This is a genomic window from Bacteroidota bacterium (assembly GCA_026391695.1).
In the GTDB taxonomy this organism is placed as follows: Bacteria; Bacteroidota; Bacteroidia; order Bacteroidales; family JAGONC01; genus JAPLDP01.
In genome coordinates this window covers 15,007-32,778 of record JAPLDP010000030.1, presented here as the reverse complement: position 1 = coordinate 32,778, position 17,772 = coordinate 15,007, and the positions used below count along the sequence as shown (strand labels likewise).

Below are 17,772 nucleotides of genomic sequence, written 5' to 3'. Positions count from 1 at the left end.
TATCAGAAACAAGATGGGTATTTGGGCTTTTTGTATCTTTACTCATGGAAAAGTTTGTTTAAAAGTTTATACACCTCAAAGATAATGATTATCAATGAGATAACAAACTTTTCCATTTTTTTATGAATAATTCAGGTTAGCGATTAATCAAATCAAGAAAAGTAAAATTGTAAGTCGCAAAAGTGCATTTTTAATTTATCATTTACAATTTAACTTCCCGATTTTAAATTTTCAATCAAGAGAATAACGAAATTCCATTAATTTCGGAGAAATATCGCCTCTTGTCAGGAATCTTTATTCATCGGCTGCACCTTAATGATACCGAGAAGCGCACATTCAGGCTGCATTTCGTCTATTCCTGCCTCGAAGGAATTCTGGCCGGCGTACTGATACTGAATGAATTCGTATTTATTAAAAGCCTCAAAGGATCCACGTACCAACTTGGCCTGCTGTTTCAGTTCAGTGTCCTGGTTTTTCTCTTACTGATCTTTATTAATGAATTCCTTAAAAGAATAAGGAATAGAAAGAGGTTCCTGCGTTTAGTCGGTATTTTAACCCGTGCACCATTGATTTTGCTTTTGGTTTTTCCCCGGGATATTTCAGCAGTTACAGGTACTTCCGTCTATCACTATATCTTCCTAGGGATTTTTCTTGCATATTATCTGGCCTCTCCTGTTATCTACCCGGTCATTAACAGTTTGCTCAAGAACACTTATGAACATACCCATTTTGGTATATTATACGGCTATTCCACAGCGGCGAACAGAATCCTCATGCTGGTGACTACTTTCATTTACGGCCTGCTCCTTGACAGGGATAGTTTTGCTTTTACCTATGTTTTTCCGGCTGTGGCTGTATTGGGGATTATTTCTGTGTATCTGTTGTCGATGATCGAAAACAGGGATCAAACAACCATCAACTTGCAACCTGGGAAAGGCGGCAGCCCGTCAGATGCTGGCAGAGGCGTGATTTTTAGTGGATTCTGGCATTCGGTCCGGGAATCGGCCTTGAATCAATTCAGAATAGTGAAGAAAAATGCTCCTTACCGCCATTTTGAGATTAGTTTCATGCTTTATGGGTTTGCCTTTATGATCAGCAATACCATCATCATCATATTTTTTGAAAGGGTATTGCATCTGAATTATTCCAGTGTGGCCTTTTACAAAAATGCTTTTAACCTGCTGGCTATTATTTTACTTCCGTTTTTTGGCCGTTTGCTGGGTTCGATGGATCCACGGAAATTCGGGGTATATACTTTCCTGTCTATGCTTCTTTCTATCCTGTTCATGGTTCTGTCGGAATATTTTCCGTTTTATTTTGATTTTCATGGCATCAGGATTTTTTACATGCTGATACTGTATGTGGTTTTTATGAGCATTTTCACTGCAACCATATCTTTACTATGGTATATAGGCTCAGCTTATTTTTGCTCAAAGGAGGAGGCCGGTGATTATCAATCGGTGCATCTGATCCTGACCGGTGTAAGAGGCGCCATAGCGCCCACGGGCGGTGTCATCCTTTATGAACTGACTGGTTTCACGTGGGCATTCATCTTATCCATGCTCTTCCTTGTGGCGGCAATAGGGGTCATGATATGGTCCTATAAGAAAGACGCATAACCTCATTACACTATTTTAACAACTTTTAACAAAAAAATACGAATTATTTCGTACTTCCACTTGAATTTTATAAAATCCTGATATAATTTTGTACGAAAGAATTCGTAGTTACGTTATATCACTACAAAAATTCCCAATGAATACTCCAGGCAAACTTCCGAAACCTACTGAATCTGAGCTTCAGATACTATCCATTTTGTGGGAGGACGGTCCGAGCACAGTACGTTTTGTAAATGACCGGCTGAATGAGAAGAAGCAGGTTGGCTATACCACGACGCTGAAGTTCCTTCAAATTATGACGGATAAGGGACTGGTCTCACGGATGGCCGATGGGCGAACGCATGTTTATTCGAGCGTAATCAGGAAAGAGAGCGTACAGAGTGACCTTCTGGATAAGCTTCTGGCCACAGCATTTAATGGCTCAGCCAAGAGGCTTGTCATGCAGACATTGGGCAGTTATAAAGCATCACGTGAAGAACTTAAAGAAATTAAAAATCTCATAAACGAACTCGAAGGAGGTAAAAAATGAATTTACTTGGTATAACCATTTCTGATCAGATTGTCCATGCACTGGGATGGACACTTATTCATTCCCTGTGGCAGGGTGCAGTGATAGGTTTGTTAATGGCAGGTGTCATGGCCTATCTCCGGCATCGAAATGCCAGGTTTCGGTATATGGCATACATAGCTGGTCTTCTGCTTCTTTTTACAGCTTCAGTCATCACCTATTCCATCATTTCTCATCACGACGGACCTGTGAAACAGATAACCAGTGAGCAGAAAACCATCAATGATCCCTTGGTCAGCGGCGTTATTCTCCTGATCAGGCAGGGAACATCCGAAACGCTAAGCAGCAGCATAACAGGCATTAAGCATACAATTGCATCGACCATCAATTTTTTTGAAGCCAATACCCCTGTTATTGTCATCATATGGATAGCCGGGATGCTGATATTTCTGATAAAACTGCTCGGAGGACTTGCCTATGCCCACAGGCTGAAGAGTGCCAAAACCAGACCTACAGGAGAGGAAATTTTACTAAGGTTTATTGAACTTAAAAGGAAAATTGGGTTATTCCGTAAAATTGACTTACTGGAATCGGCAATGGTCAAAGTACCTATGGTTGTCGGTTGCCTGAAACCTGTCATATTGCTGCCTGCCGGTGTCATCAGCGGTCTTCCCATGCAGCAAATTGAAACCATCCTGATTCATGAAATGATCCATATTTACCGTAAAGATTACCTGGTCAACATTTTTCAGTCAGTCATGGAAGTATTATTCTTTTTCAATCCCGTCATCTGGTGGATATCGCGCCAGATACGAATTGAAAGGGAAAACATTTGTGATGATATGACTGTAGCATACTGCCAGGATTCACTCACCTATGCCAGGGCCCTTGCCAGTTTGCAGGAAATTGAACAGGAGATTCCTATGTTGGTGACAGCACTTACGGGTAGAAAGGAGCAGTTATTAAACCGGATATACCGCATCATTGGCAAGCCATATTTTAAGCCGGCATTTACAGAAGGGATTATTCCTGCCATCGTTATTCTGGTCATTGCGCTAACCCTATCTTCCCATGCTGCGATATCATATGGGCCAAGTGAAAAAGCCATCAAACCGGAGGCTTATCCGGGACAAAGCAGCTTTACCTGGCAATCCCCGCCACTTTTTGTCGGTCTTGTACCTGAAACCGGAAGCAAGGCAAGAAACAGTTTAAACTCAGAAAAAAGTCTGAACATCCAACCTGTCGGCCGTATCCGTATGTGTATGCCAGGTCCCTTATTGGCTCATCCATCCGGGTTATTGATGTATAGTGGTGATACGACTAAACCTGCCAGGGAAAAAGCCATGGAGGAGGCAAAGAAAGCCTTTGAAGAAGCCAGCAGGCAACGAAATGAAGCAATGAAGGAGATGCAAAAAACCACCGAACTGCAACGCAAGGCTCAGGAGCAATACCTTAAGGCATTACGTGAGCAACAACATCTTAATGCCATGCCACCTATTCCTCTCAACAAGCATTTCAAATTCAGACACGGCAAGAATTTTTATTATTTCGACGATTCGGATACGGCATGTATGGACCTTCGCGGCGATTTCGGACCTGATAAATTTAACCGGCTTTTTTATTCTTATGGTTTTGATAGTCTTTCAACCGATACTACATGTCCTCATCCCTGTGGCTTATTGTGGAGTAATGTTTTGGATCTGCCTCCCGGCGTAATTGAAGAGCTGGATTCTATTGACGATGTTATCGGGGATTATTCCTCTACATTTCCCGAAGACTTCGAAACAGAGGACTTCAGTCGTGAATGGGAAGAAGCCCTGAAAGATTATGAGTTCCAGTATGCTGTTCCCGAAGAGAGTGAAAGAGATTGGGAATTACCTGAGGAGTTTGCCAGGCCATTGCCACCAGTAGATGATCTTTTCGTTAACTATGGACATTCCGACCACGATCTGGATGTTTTGAAGGTCAAGAAAATTATCAGGGAAGAGCTCATATCGGATGGGCTTATAGCAGAAGAGCGCAACTACATCATCGAGATTACTGCAAAGGAGATGGTGATCAATGGAGTGATACAGGAAAAGGATGTCCATGCGAAGTACAGGAGATTGCTCGAGTCGGCATTTGGGGAAAAGCTGAAGGAGGGGTATACTTATTTCTTTTAAAATTTGAAAATGTAAATTTGAAAGGTTAAAAGTGCATTTTAAATTTAAAATTTAAGATGTACTTTTTCGTTTTTAAATTTAAAATTTCTCAAAGATACCGAGGCCGAATAAGGCATAATCATATTTCACCGGATCGTTTGAGTCAAATTGGCGCAGGGTGCGGGTAAGTTCTTCAGCGGCCTTCCAATCGTTCGATGTTCTGTTTAACAGCCCCAGTTTACGTGCAATATTGCCTGTGTGAACATCCAGAGGGCAATATAACTGGCTGGGAGATATTGTATGCCATATCCCGAAATCCACACCTCTTTTATCATTTCTAACCATCCACCGCAGGAACATAAGGATTCTTTTGGCTGAGGCATTCTTTTGCGGATCGGATATATGTTTCTCAACATGTGCGTGGTGAGGGAGCTCCAGGAAGACCTTCCTGAAATGAATGATGGCATTTTTAACGTTGTTGTCGTCTTTGGTAAGTCCATCTGAAAAGGCTTTTTCAAGCCCCCCATGATGACAATAAATATTTTCCAGCGAATGGATAAAATAAATGCAATCGTTACCATTAAATGTCCGGTGCACGAAGGGTTTTAAGTGATTGGTATCAGCCTTACCTGCGTTAATGATGAATTCGTACGGTTGGAAGTCCATTAGTTGCATCAGTTTATTTGCACTGTTAATGGTCGATTTACGTATACCCCAGGTGAGCGTGGCAGTTAGAAAGGCTGATATTTCTATATCTTCTTTTTTTTCAAACTGATGAGGGACTGAAATGGGGTCGGTATCAATAAATGAAGGCCGGTTATACAGATCATATTTTTCTTCAAGGAATTGAAACATTTCTTTTTCAGGCAGATACATTGATCGTAAGATACTGATCAGACGGTATGAACAGGTTCAATAAGTCCCATTCCTATGGTAATCGCTTTTTCATTTTCGGGAATGAGATAGTGATACCGGTTTGGCAGTGATTTTTTGAGACCGAGAATGACATTTTCCAGTTTTACAATGGGTTTGATTTTCAGGTAACCGCCGAGGACGATCATATTGAATATTTTTGAGAGTCCCTGTTTGGCTGCCTCATCGGCTGCGTCAATGCGGTATATGTTGATATCGGTCCGTACCGGATGGCGGGTGATACCGTTTCCGTCATAGATGAGAATTCCTCCCGGTTTCACCGATTTTTCAAACTTATCCATCGACTGCTGGTTAAGGATGATGGCAGTGTCAAAATAATTCAGGATAGGAGAGCTGATACGTTCATCGCTGAGGATGACCGTGACATTTGCCGTTCCGCCGCGCATTTCAGGACCGTACGACGGCATCCAGCTGACCTCCTGATTCTGCATAATGCCGGAATAGGCCAGTATCTTACCCATTGATAAAACACCCTGCCCCCCGAATCCTGCTATGATTATTTCTTCAGTCATATTATTATTAGATCAAAAATAAAAAATAAAAAACACATATAAAAGATTAAAAACTATAAGAAATTGAAAACAATTTTTTATTTTTTATTTGTGTTTTTAATTAGCCTCACCCCCCGTCCCCCTCTCCTGGAGGAGAGGGGGTGAAGGGGTGAGGCTGTTTGATTATTTAACGAGTTTTCCTTCCACTTTAATATCCCCTAGTGGATAGAACGGGAACATATTCTCTTCCATCCATTTGTTAGATTCAACGGGGCGCATTTTCCATCCGGAGTTGCAGTTTGAAACGATCTCGATGAAGGTGGTTCCGCCTTTATTATCTCTTTGAGCTTCGAATGCAGTACGAATAGCTTTTTTAGCTTTGCGGACAGTAGCGGGTGTATGTACAGCCTGGCGTGTGACAAACCAGGTACCGGGTAGCTGTGCCACCAGCTCGGTGATTTTCAGCGGAAAACCCATCCGATGTACGTCGCGTCCATAAGGCGATGTGGATGTTTTCATACCGACGAGGGTGGTTGGTGCCATCTGGCCTCCGGTCATACCATAGATGCCATTGTTGATGAAGATTATGGTAAAGTTCTCACCACGGTTACAAGCATGAATAGTTTCATTGGTACCGATAGCTGCCAGGTCACCATCACCCTGGTAGGTGAAGACAAGCCTGTGGGGCCATGTCCTTTTGATGCCTGTTGCCAGTGCGGGAGCGCGGCCATGGGCTGCCTGCTGCATATCGATATTCATGAAATCGTAGGCCAGGACAGAACAGCCGACAGGACAAACGCCGATGGTGTTTTCCTGAAGTCCCATTTCATCGATGGTTTCCATGATGATACGGTGCGCCGTGCCATGTCCACACCCCGGGCAATAGCTCAGGATGTTATCTGTCATCAGCGGGGTTTTTTTATACACCAGATTCTCTGGTCGGATGATATCTTCTGATCTGATTTCCGCCATATCTTATCCTCCTATGATTTTTTGTTCGAGAACATGCAGGATTTCATCGGGAGTGAAAAGCATGCCTCCCATACGGCCATAATGTTTCACAGGTATATTGTTTCCCACTGCCAGGCGTACATCTTCCACCATTTGTCCGGCGCTGAGTTCGCATGTGAGAATGCCTTTTATATGTCCCAGAAGCTCCTGTATTGGTTTTGTCGGGAAAGGCCAAAGGGTGATAGCCCTTAACAAACCCAGTTTAATACCTTTAGCCCTGGCCAGGTCAAGTGTTTTCTGTGCTATACGTGCACTGCAGCCATAAGCCACAATAAGGTATTCCGCATCATCACAATTTATCTTTTCGCATAGAACTTCGTTTTCAACAATTTTCGCGTATTTCTCCTGTAATTTGATATTATGTTTTTCATGGCGTGCGGGGTCGAGGTCGAGGGAGGTGATGATATTTCTCTCGCGGTTTTTGGTTTTGCCCGTTGTTGCCCATGGCGATAACCTGGTGATTTCCTCTTCAGTCCACCGTGGTATTGGTTCGAAGAGTTCAACTTTTTCCATCATTTGACCGATGACGCCATCCGACAGGATCATGACAGGATTACGGTATTTAAATGCCAGGTGAAAGGCGAGTTTGACGAAGTCGGACATTTCCTGTACGGAGGCGGGTGCGAGGACGATGAGGCGGTAGTCGCCATGTCCGCCGCCTTTTGTGGCCTGGAAATAGTCGGCTTGCGACGGCTGTATGGTGCCCAGCCCCGGCCCTCCCCTGACCACATTCACAACGACACACGGAATTTCAGCGCCGGCACAATATGACAGTCCCTCCATCATGAGGCTCACGCCGGGACTTGATGAGGTGGTCATCGCCTTTTTACCTGTCGCTGCTGCTCCATAAACCATGTTTATGGATGCCACTTCGCTTTCGGCCTGTAATACAACCATGCCTGTGCGTTCATGAGGCTTCTCGGCCATCAGGTATTCGATGATTTCCGACTGGGGCGTGATGGGATAACCAAAATACCCATCCACACCGGCACGTATTGCCGCTTCCCCTATAGCCTCATTACCTTTCATTAATCGCAGTTCACCCATTTTTCTTAGGATTATCTGTTGAACTAACCTTCAGTTTTAATTCTGTAAACAGTGATCACACCATCAGGGCATACGACAGCGCAGTTGGTGCAACCTGTGCATACCTCAGGATTTTGCATGTATGCATAGCGGTATCCCTTACCATTGACTTGCCCGGTCAATGCGATGACTTGTGTTGGGCAGGCTCCGATACATACTTCGCAACCCTTGCATTTTTCAATATCAACTACAATAGCGCCTCTGACTTTTGCCATGTCTGAAATATTATTATATTCATTTTCAACCTCACAGGCTCCTTCAGCCTGCATCAGTTATTAGGCTCACGAAATTAGGGAAAATTATTCTATCCTTCAGAGAGGAAATAGGAAATAATTTTAAATATCTCCTGAAACGCTTCCTGCATCGCGATATTGCTCAGCTGCGCTTCGCTCAACTTGCAGTCCCGGCTAAGTCAGGATTTCGCTCAGTTGCGCTTCGCTCAACTTGCAGCTTGCAGCTTGAAGCTAATTTTTTACCGGATGATCCTTTCTGAAACACTTCAGCCTGTATTCCAGCGCCGGGAACTGTTCACGCCGGACCAGAGATACACAGGCACGTATGCCTTCGGAGCGCTGGCTGCTGCATATCGTGAGTGAAATGGCGCTTATTCCATAATATAAGAGTTCCAGCAGGAGAGTCTCAGCCGTCATGCCGGGATAAGAGACAGTAAAATAAAAACCGTCAGCAATGGGCATGTCTTCATCCATGTCGTAGACGATTTTAAAGCCATTGTCGGTGAAAAGCTTTTTCATGATGTGCGCTTTTTCAGCGTATTCCTTTACTTCATCCAGGAAAATGTATTTGCCGTCATTAACAGCTTTCAGCATGGCGGCAAGTGCATATTGGGGTGTGTGCGCTGTGCCTGCACTCACCGGATAGACAATGCCGAATACGACAGCAATTCCAAATGTATCGATGCTGAAATGTTTAAACAGATTGGGCGATTTAAGATTATAGACCTTGTCGGACAGAACGATTACGCCGACGCGCTGTCCGGCATAGCTGAATATTTTTGAGCTGGATATCAGAAGTATAAAGTTCTCAGTATATTGTGATGCCGATGGCTGATATGGCGGCTGCCCGGGTATCCCGTAATTCTTCCTGAAATCCATGGCAAAATAAGCCAGGTCTTCAATCACCAGGACATCGTATTTGTTTGCCAGGTCGCCGATAATCTGTAATTCTTTGTCAGTAAAGCAAATCCATGAAGGATTATTGGGATTGCAATATATGATGGAGGATATATTACCCTTTTTCAGGTACGATTCCATCTTATCCCTGAGCTTATCGCCCCTGTAATCATAAACATCGAATGTTTCATACTTGATGCCCAGTATCTGGTGCTGCAGTTTATGTACGGGGAAACCGGGATCGATGAAAAGTGTGGTGTCCTTGCCCTCATGAAGACGGCTGGCAATCATAAACGACACGAAGCTTGCCATCATTGATCCTGTAACGGGAATACAGCCCTGCGGATGCAGGTCGATATTGAGGAATAATTTCACAAACCGCGATACTTCCTCTTTCAATACAGAAACGCCCTCGATGTCGGGATAAATGGCAGCCAATCCTTTCTTATGAGCTTCTATTTCCGCTTCAATGCCAATGGAGGAAGGAGGCAGGCCAGGTACTCCCATCTCCATGCGGACGAACCGTTCTCCTGTCGCTTTTTCGATATCGTCAACAAGTTTTTTTATCATACGGATAGATGTCTTGTCGAACTCTCTTATAAGGCTTTCGGAAATTATTTGATTTACTACATCAAAATTGATAGGTGTATCCTTCATGGTAAAGAAATTTTTGTGTTTATGAGATGAGACCAAAAGTTTCCGAAAATTAAGAAAAATTTTTCAGAAACACGTTTCACAATTAAAGGAAGATTTTTTTATAAAAATACGGACATCTGCGGCGGTGATTTGGTTGTTTTTACAGATAAGCGGGTTGATGTCCATCTCCATGATCTCGGGAGCTGCGTCGAGTAATGCTGATAGTCTGCAAAGGATAGAGGCAAAGGCTTCGTCATTAACACCTGCCATGCCTCTGATACCTTTGATCATGTCGTATCCCTTCAATGCGTGTATCATGGTCAGAGTCTCTTTGCTGCTAACCGGTGCCATCATAGCGCTGATATCTTTCATGACTTCGATAAACACTCCACCGAGGCCGCAAAGGATTATGTGACCGAATTTATCCTCATATTTCGCACCTGCGAATAATTCCACTCCTGACAGCATGGGCTGGATAAGAAGGGCAGTGGTGCCCTTGATACGTATCATCCTGTCGTATTCCGACAGAAGTTCCTCTTCATTAATGATATTTAAGGACACACCCTTTACGTCTGTCTTATGCACTGGTCCGACGACTTTCATCACCAACGGATATCCGGTGTGCTGGGCAGCTGCAATTGCCTCTTCCCTTGTTGCCACAACACATTCAGCTACACGAAGTATACCTGCGGCATCCAGCAGGTTTCCGGCCAGTTCCGGTGTGAGATATCCATCGGGTGAACTGTCGATGATAGTTCTGACGGCAGTTTTGTCGATTGCTGGTAAATCTGTATGTCCGAAAGAGGGACGAGGTGTGTGGTAGACCTTTGCAATAGCTTTTCCAAGTGTCACTTCATCTGAGAAAAATGACCTGCCACGAGAGAGGAATGCCTTAATTTCCTCATTGGCTGTGGTGACGGATGGGAGAATAGGGTAGACAGGCTTCCGGCATGTATCCATCTTTTTATCCAACACTTCATAGACATCAAAGATTTTTTTTAATCCTGGTGTGCCGAAGATGACTGCCATGCCGTGGATGTCGTCGAATTTATTTTCGGCGAAATCGATGATGGTTCCGAGCTGTTCTGCGGTGCCGGTGGCGAGGAAGTCGATGGGATTAGCAACGGATGATCCGGGGAAGAGGTGTTTTTTAAGTTCTGCAGATGCCGGCCCTTCTAAACGGGGTATGGCCATTCCATTTTCTGCCAGGGTGTCGGTGAGCATGACGGCGGGGCCACCGGCATGGGAGATCACCGCGATATTGGGACCTATAAGGTCTTTATTCATAAAAACGGAAGCCACAGCGATAAGTTCCTCGCGGCCATAGCATCTGACGATGCCAGCCTTGCGGAACAGGGCGTCAACAGCCATATCAGGGCTGGCCAGGGCGCCGGTATGAGAGGAAGCTGCACGCATCCCGGCTTCGGAAGAACCTGCTTTTATGGCAGCGATCTTACAACCTTTTTGTATCAGCGATGTCGCATGCTTCAGAAGCATGGCCGGCTTGCCCAGGTTTTCAATATATAAGAGTTTGATGTCTGCACTGGTTTGAGGATCATAGGTTTCATCCATAAACTTTACGATCTCTTCTACACCCATTTGTGCACTATTACCGACCGAGATGACACTCGAGAAAGTGAGCCCCTTTTGAATACCGGCTTCCATAATGAAACAGGCCGTAGCGCCTGAACCCGACACCAGGCTGCAGCCCCTGACGGCAAGCTTGGGGATAGGCTCGGTGAAAATGCTTTGATGGTTGGGGGTTAGAATGCCGATGCAGTTGGGCCCGATAAGGGCACCGCCGACCGCATTAACCGCAGCGACGATCCGTTGTTCCAGCTTACGGCCTTCTTCACTTTCTTCACTGAAGCCTGCAGAGATGATAATAAATGCCTTGGTGTTCTTATGTGTGGTAAGAATATCAACAGTATCGGGAATAAGTGGCGCAGCAATGGCTATAACAGCCAGGTCAGCATCAGGAATGTCCCTGATGTCCTGATAACTTTTAATGCCCTGCACCATAGTTTCCTTTGGATTAACCACATACAGCCGGCCTTTGAAATTTCCGTCAAGAATGTTTTTAAGTATCTTCCCGCCAGGCTTGCCAACGTCATTTGATGCACCTACAACAACAATACTTTCGGGATCGATGAGTTGTTTGTTGATCATAAAGAGGATTTATACTATGCTAAATTAAAAAAAAATGTATGATACTCAGCATCCCACGACTGAAGTCGTGGGTGAGATAAGAATTAATTTATTAATTGACCCACAGCTTTAGCTGTGGGATACAGAAAAGTAGAAGGGCAATATTGAAACCGTTTAAACGGTTTTAAAAATGCGAAAAGTGATTTTTTGTTCCCGCGAGTAAAGTGAGCATCCCACGACTGAAGTCGTGGGTGAGATGAGAATGAATTGATGCCTTTGTTTCGGGCTAAAGCCCAAGTTTTATTTATGCTTGGTGCCCATGACTAAAGTCATGGGCCATTTATATGCGAATTCTAATACCAGGCACGCATTATTGTGAAGTTCAACAAAATGAAAATGAAAAAATGTTAGTTTGCATGGTTATTCCCTTCATCGAACTCACTTTATCCAACTAAAATAGGAGAGTAGATAAAAAATTTTATCCGGAGTTTCGGGGAAACCAGGGAATTTGGTCCGGTGTCCTTGCTGCCATGAGAAATGCATGATCCATAGGATGCAAAAAAAGAGGTCATTCGAACATCATGGTCAGGGCGATAGTTCCCCTACCGGCATGTATACCTATGACTGGGGATATGCTATAGATAAATGCCGCTTTCTTCCCAAGGATTTTTTCGAGCTGGATGGCGTACCATTCGGCCGTTTTCTTTGTTTCTCTGTTTGAATAGACTACAGCATATTCCCAGATTTTTCGGTTGTCGCTAAGTTTTTTCACCACCTTGAGTACTTTACGGATGTTTCCTTTCTGGCTGAATGCTTTTTCAAACATAATGGCTTTCCCCTCCTTATCGATTGTAATGATGGGTTTAAGATTGAGCAGGTTGGCGATAAATCCCTTCATGGGGCTGACACGACCGCCTCTGACGAATGATTTAAGGTTTTGTGGACTCACCAGGACGCTAATCTTATCAATCCATTCCTCTGTTTTTTTCACGATTTTTTCATGCGTCCATCCATTTTCGATGGCCAGAGCCATGCGGTATATGAGTAATCCCAGCCCTCCTGAAATACTTTTGGAGTTGATAACCGATATTTTTTTACCTGAAATACCAGCCACATTTTCGGCTGCTTTTAAGCTATTCGACCATGTGCCACTCAGGGCTTTGGAAAGATTCACAGCGATGATGGAAGGATAATGGGAAGCCAGAAAACTGTATTTATTGATAAATTCCTGGATGCCGGGCTGCGAAGTTGTAGGGAATTGTTTGACGTGTTCGATTAGCTGGTAGAACTGTTCAGCAGTGATGGTCAGCTTGTCGAGGTATTGTGTTCCGTCGGCAATGAGTGTAACCGGAACCATGTGTATCTGATATCTGTCCATGAGTTCCTGTGGCAGGTCGCAGGTCGAATCAGTCGCCAGTCCTATATCCCATTTACGCCGGTGTGCTGCTTCATTCTGCAGGAACATGTCGTCCACTTTCTGATAGGTGATATGTCCGTATTTTGTGAGTATCTGGAAAAGTTCAGCAGGCTCATCGGTGTGGATGTGGACATGCACTTTTTGAGGGGAGCCGGCGATGACCAGGGAATCGCCGAAGTGCAAGATGGATTTTTTCAGGGATGTATTGTCGAAACCTTCGCCGGTAATCAGCGCTTCGGTACAATAGCGGTGATTGATTTTGCCGTGTGTAGCCTCCGGTATTACAACCGCTTTCACAAGTTTCCACGATTTGATCAACTGTCGCAGCTTGCCGGTTTTGAAAAATTCGATCATCCCTTCGAGGAAATACACAAATCCTTTGGCACCTGCATCCACTACTTTGTTCTTTGCGAGGACAGCCAGTGTTTTCTGGGTTTCCTTTAGTGACTCCTTGGCTATCTTCAGAGCCTCGGTGAGGAGGTGCAGGAAGTTATCGGTATTGTTTTTTATCGAATAAATAAACTCTGCCCATTCCCTGATCACTGTGATCATTGTGCCTTCAACGGGATTGGCGATGGCATCATAAGCGTAACGAACAGCTCTTAAAATGATCTCGGCGAATCTGATCACATCAATATCCTTGTTGCCTTTTATCTCATTGCCAAATCCATACAGGAACTGGGCGAAAATGATGCCTGAATTTCCTCTTGCCCCGACAATGGCGGCGTCGGCAATAGCCATGGCAGCGACTTTGACATCGCCGGTAGGAATAGGACTATTAACGATGAATTGCATCGTCGAAGCCAGGTTGGTACCTGTGTCGGCATCAGCAACGGGGAATACATTGATTTTATTCAGATAATCCTGGTGTTCGAAGATCTTATGAGCACCAGCTATTACACTGTAATAAAGATTTTTACCGTTAAGAGATCGGACTGTGGAAAGTTGTTCGTTCAAATTTACAGGGATGTGTTTCTGGCAAATTTAATAAAATTAATTTTAAAGTATTCAAAATTAATCAATAGTAAATATTTATTTTCTTATGACAAATAAAATTAAGAATGTTTTTTTATTGTTTTCAGGATCTGTATTTAAGCCATTTCCACAGCTCCCTGTAGCTCACTTTTTTTCCGTACATGAGGATGCCTGTCCGGTATATTTTCCCTGCCATCCAGGTTGTGGCGAGGAATCCCAGGATCAGAAGGATGACCGAGAGGATCATATCAGGATAAGGGACACCAAAGGGGATGCGTGCCATCATGATGATGGGCGAGGTCAGCGGGATGATGGAAAGCCAGAATACTGCCGGCCCTTCGGGATTGTTGATGACAAATGATATCATAATCAGAGCGAAGATCAGCGGTATGGTGACAGGCAGCATGAATTGCTGGGTGTCGGCTTCATTATCGACGGCGGCGCCGATGGCGGCAAACAAGGAGGCATAGAGCAGGTATCCGCCAAGGAAAAAGAAAAGAAAACATCCCAGGACAACAGTATAATTGACTGAATTTACCGCTTCCCAGGCGATATTAAGCTCGCTTATATCGGTGATTTCTGACTGGGCACTGTCACCCGACGGGACAAGCCGGCTTTGTTCCGTCATGATCATCTCTTTGGCGCTACTACCTGTCAGTTTATCCGCAAAAGCTGCTGAAAAAGTGACGACAATGGCTGCAGTGAGCAATATCCAAAGCAGAAACTGTGTCAGCCCGACCAATGCGACACCGACGATCTTGCCCATCATCAGCTGAAATGGTTTGACAGAGGAGATGATCACCTCTACAATACGGTTTGTCTTTTCTTCAATCACTCCACGCATCACCTGCGATCCATAAAGGAAAATGAAAATATATATCAGAAATCCTCCTACCCATCCCACCACCATGCTCACCTCGGTATAACTTTTTTCTTCCCTGCCGCTCTTGTCAATCTTAAATGAAGAGAGCTGTATAGTCGTTTTTATCGAATTAAGCACATCTTCATTTATCCCTGATGCAGTCAGTTTGAGATGTTCAACCTCTTTCTGCATGACATTTTTAATGTAAACCGTCAGGTTCAGGCTGGGTTGTCGCGAGCAATATATAAAACCGGCGGTCGGAATGATGGCCTGAGTTTTGGGAATATACAGCAAGGCGTAATAGCCACTATCGCTGAACGTTTTTTTGGCCGTTTCGATATTTGTTGGGATATCATTAAAAGTCATATTCTCTTCGTTGCCAAACTTACCGGTGAACAGGCCGGTTTCGTCAATGATCCCGATTTTTTTCGACTGGCCTTCCATCGTCGCCATAAAAACTGGAACGATCATCATCGCTGCCATCAGGACCGGTCCAAGGATGGTCATGATGATGAAGGATTTTTTCCTGACTCTCGAAAGGTACTCCCTCGCAATAATAACCGGTATCTTACTCATCTGTGTGACGGATTAATAAATATTGAACCTGTTTATGTTTCATTGACTTTGCTGATGAAAATATCATTCATTGAGGGTAATATTTCATGAAATCCGGTGATGCTGATATGGGGCAACAGGGTTTCGAGCAACGCATTGGGTGAGGTGCCATCAGGGATCCGTATTTTTACCTTCTGATGACCATCCTTCAGCGATTTTTCAAGCAATTCATAATCAGCGGGGAGCACAGACCGTATATCACCGCTGAAGCCATCAAAGTCTATTTCAAAGGCATTTGACTTATAAGCCTTTTTGATCTCATTCATTTTTCCGTCGAGGATTTTCACCGATTTATTGATAAGGGCTATGTGGTCGCATAATTCTTCCACTGAGGCCATATTATGGGTAGAAAAGACGATGGTGGCGCCATTATCTCTGAGCCGGAGTATCTCTTCCTTGATGATATTGACATTGATGGGGTCGAAGCCGCTGAAAGGTTCATCGAAGATAAGCAGACGAGGTTCATGAATGACAGTAATGATGAACTGGACCTTTTGCTGCATGCCTTTGGAGAGTTCTTCGACTTTACGGTTCCACCAGGGTTGAATTTCGAACCGTTCAAACCAGGTATGTAGTTTTTTCAAGGCATCCTGTTTACTGATACCTTTAAGCTGTGTCAGGTATAGAGCCTGCTCGCCGACTTTCATTTTTTTGTATAAGCCTCTTTCTTCCGGAAGGTAGCCCATCAGGCGTGTATGATCCATGGTGAGTTTCTGTCCGTTAAAGAATACTTCGCCTTCATCAGGAGCGATGATTTGGGTGATAACACGGATAAAGGTGGTCTTACCGGCGCCGTTGGGTCCCAGCAAGCCAAAAATGCTCTGCTGCGGCACTGCAATATCCACATTGCTGAGCGCCGTGTGGTTGGCATAACGTTTTGTTACAGATATGGCAGAAAGAATATTCACTTCAGGTTCTCTTGTTCATTTATTATTTTGTCACATCGCTACATCGTTACATCAACACTCTCCTATCCTTCCGAATAGAAATACTCTTTCATCCTGTCAAAAAAGCTTCTGTCTTTGCTTGTGGGATGAGGTTTAAAGTTGTCGGAGTTTTGCATTTTCTCGAGCATTTCTTTTTCTTCCCTGCTCAGGTTGCGTGGTATCCAGACATTAATATGCACGAGGAGGTCACCTTTGCCGTAGCCGTTAAATGCCGGAATACCTTTGCCTTTCAGACGCAATACTTTGCCGGGTTGTGTTCCGGGGGCAATTTTTATTCTGGCTTTCCCTTCGAGCGTGGGTACTTCGATGCTGGCACCCATGGCTGCATCGGGAATGCTTATAAAGTGCTCGTAGATGATGTTGTTTTCATCCCTGAACAGGTATTCATGCTGAATTTCCTCGATGATGACGATAAGGTCGCCGGGTATGCCACCTTTACCGGCGGCATTGCCTTTACCGGATATTGAAAGCTGCATGCCGTCGGAAACGCCCGGTGGTATCCTGAGGTTGATGATGTCCTCACCCTGGACAATGCCATGGCCGGCACATTTCCCACAGCGGCGTGTGATGACCTGTCCTTCGCCATTACAGGCCGGGCATGTTGATGTGGTTTGCATTTGTCCAAGAAAGGTGCTGGTGATACGTGTCACATGGCCGGTGCCACGGCATGTGGAACAGGTCTGCTGTGATGAGCCGCTTTCGGCGCCGGTGCCGTGACATGAATCGCAGGGGATATATTTTTCGACTTTAATTTTTTTCTCAATGCCGGTGGCAATCTCTTCGAGGGTCAGTTTAACTTTCACCCGCAGGTTGGTGCCTTTTGTTGTCCTTTTCCGGCGGTAGCCGGTATCTGTTCCATAGCCAAAGCCGTCGAAGGAACCAAAAGCATCGCCGAAGATATCGCCAAACTGACGGAAGATGTCATCCATGGTCATACCACCGCCAAAACCTGAACTGGCCGAGCCCCGCAGGCCTTCATGCCCAAACCGGTCATATTGCCGCCTCTTCTCGGCATTGCTGAGCACTTCATAGGCTTCGGCAGCCTCCTTGAATTTTTCTTCAGCAGCTTTGTCACCCGGATTTTTATCCGGATGGTGTTTCAAAGCCATCTGCCGGTAAGCTTTTTTTATCTCCTGCTCATCCGCATTTTTCTGGATACCCAGTATTTCGTAATAATCGCGTTTTGGCATAAATTATGAATAAGTTATCAGGTCTCAGGTCTCAGGTTGCAGGTACCGGGTCACAGGTACCGG

General features: G+C 44.6%; 14 protein-coding genes. 3 read left to right on the top strand and 11 right to left on the bottom strand.

Annotation, left to right across the window (positions count from 1 at the left end; all coding sequences use genetic code 11):
• Positions 1-281: 281 nt before the first annotated feature.
• From NT175_03205 to NT175_03195, 3 genes are all read left to right on the top strand, one after another.
• A complete protein-coding gene (locus tag NT175_03205) occupies positions 282-1,619 on the top strand; it encodes an MFS transporter (protein MCX6233720.1) in 1,338 nt (445 codons plus the stop codon).
• Positions 1,620-1,755: 136 nt separating this feature from the next.
• The gene (locus tag NT175_03200; GenBank protein MCX6233719.1) at positions 1,756-2,148 is read left to right on the top strand and encodes a BlaI/MecI/CopY family transcriptional regulator; all 393 of its coding nucleotides are present in this window, start codon (positions 1,756-1,758) and stop codon (positions 2,146-2,148) included.
• On the top strand, positions 2,145-4,289 hold the full coding sequence (locus tag NT175_03195; protein ID MCX6233718.1) for a hypothetical protein: 2,145 nt from the start codon (positions 2,145-2,147) through the stop codon (positions 4,287-4,289). The genes NT175_03200 and NT175_03195 overlap by 4 nt, the downstream gene beginning before the upstream one ends.
• Positions 4,290-4,367: 78 nt before the next feature.
• On the opposite strand, the gene NT175_03190 is transcribed toward NT175_03195, so the two are convergent.
• From NT175_03190 to dnaJ, 11 genes are all read right to left on the bottom strand, one after another.
• Positions 4,368-5,123, bottom strand: coding sequence for a TIGR02757 family protein (locus NT175_03190; protein ID MCX6233717.1), 756 nt, complete (start codon positions 5,121-5,123; stop codon positions 4,368-4,370).
• Between the two features lie 38 nt (positions 5,124-5,161).
• Complete coding sequence (locus tag NT175_03185; GenBank protein MCX6233716.1) at positions 5,162-5,713, bottom strand: 2-oxoacid:acceptor oxidoreductase family protein; 552 nt, start codon at positions 5,711-5,713, stop codon at positions 5,162-5,164.
• A 162-nt stretch (positions 5,714-5,875) separates the two neighbouring features.
• On the bottom strand, positions 5,876-6,655 hold the full coding sequence (locus tag NT175_03180) for a thiamine pyrophosphate-dependent enzyme (GenBank protein ID MCX6233715.1): 780 nt from the start codon (positions 6,653-6,655) through the stop codon (positions 5,876-5,878).
• A gap of 12 nt (positions 6,656-6,667) precedes the next feature.
• Entirely contained in the window at positions 6,668-7,750 is a 1,083-nt protein-coding gene (locus NT175_03175; GenBank protein MCX6233714.1) for a 3-methyl-2-oxobutanoate dehydrogenase subunit VorB, read from the bottom strand.
• Between the two features lie 23 nt (positions 7,751-7,773).
• Positions 7,774-8,004, bottom strand: a complete 231-nt coding sequence (locus NT175_03170) for a 4Fe-4S binding protein (protein ID MCX6233713.1) — start codon at positions 8,002-8,004, stop codon at positions 7,774-7,776.
• A 249-nt stretch (positions 8,005-8,253) separates the two neighbouring features.
• On the bottom strand, positions 8,254-9,576 hold the full coding sequence (locus NT175_03165) for a pyridoxal phosphate-dependent aminotransferase (protein ID MCX6233712.1): 1,323 nt from the start codon (positions 9,574-9,576) through the stop codon (positions 8,254-8,256).
• A gap of 63 nt (positions 9,577-9,639) precedes the next feature.
• A complete protein-coding gene (locus tag NT175_03160; GenBank protein MCX6233711.1) occupies positions 9,640-11,724 on the bottom strand; it encodes an acetate--CoA ligase family protein in 2,085 nt (694 codons plus the stop codon).
• A 547-nt stretch (positions 11,725-12,271) separates the two neighbouring features.
• Positions 12,272-14,077 carry a DegV family EDD domain-containing protein gene (locus NT175_03155; protein ID MCX6233710.1) on the bottom strand — a complete coding sequence of 602 codons (1,806 nt, stop codon included), beginning with the start codon at positions 14,075-14,077 and terminating at the stop codon, positions 12,272-12,274.
• A gap of 121 nt (positions 14,078-14,198) precedes the next feature.
• A complete protein-coding gene (locus tag NT175_03150) occupies positions 14,199-15,533 on the bottom strand; it encodes an ABC transporter permease (protein MCX6233709.1) in 1,335 nt (444 codons plus the stop codon).
• Between the two features lie 32 nt (positions 15,534-15,565).
• Positions 15,566-16,480, bottom strand: a complete 915-nt coding sequence (locus NT175_03145) for an ATP-binding cassette domain-containing protein (protein MCX6233708.1) — start codon at positions 16,478-16,480, stop codon at positions 15,566-15,568.
• Positions 16,481-16,542: 62 nt separating this feature from the next.
• Positions 16,543-17,709: a molecular chaperone DnaJ gene (gene dnaJ, locus NT175_03140; protein ID MCX6233707.1), complete on the bottom strand. Its 1,167-nt coding sequence runs from the start codon at positions 17,707-17,709 to the stop codon at positions 16,543-16,545.
• Between the last annotated feature and the right edge of the window lie 63 nt (positions 17,710-17,772).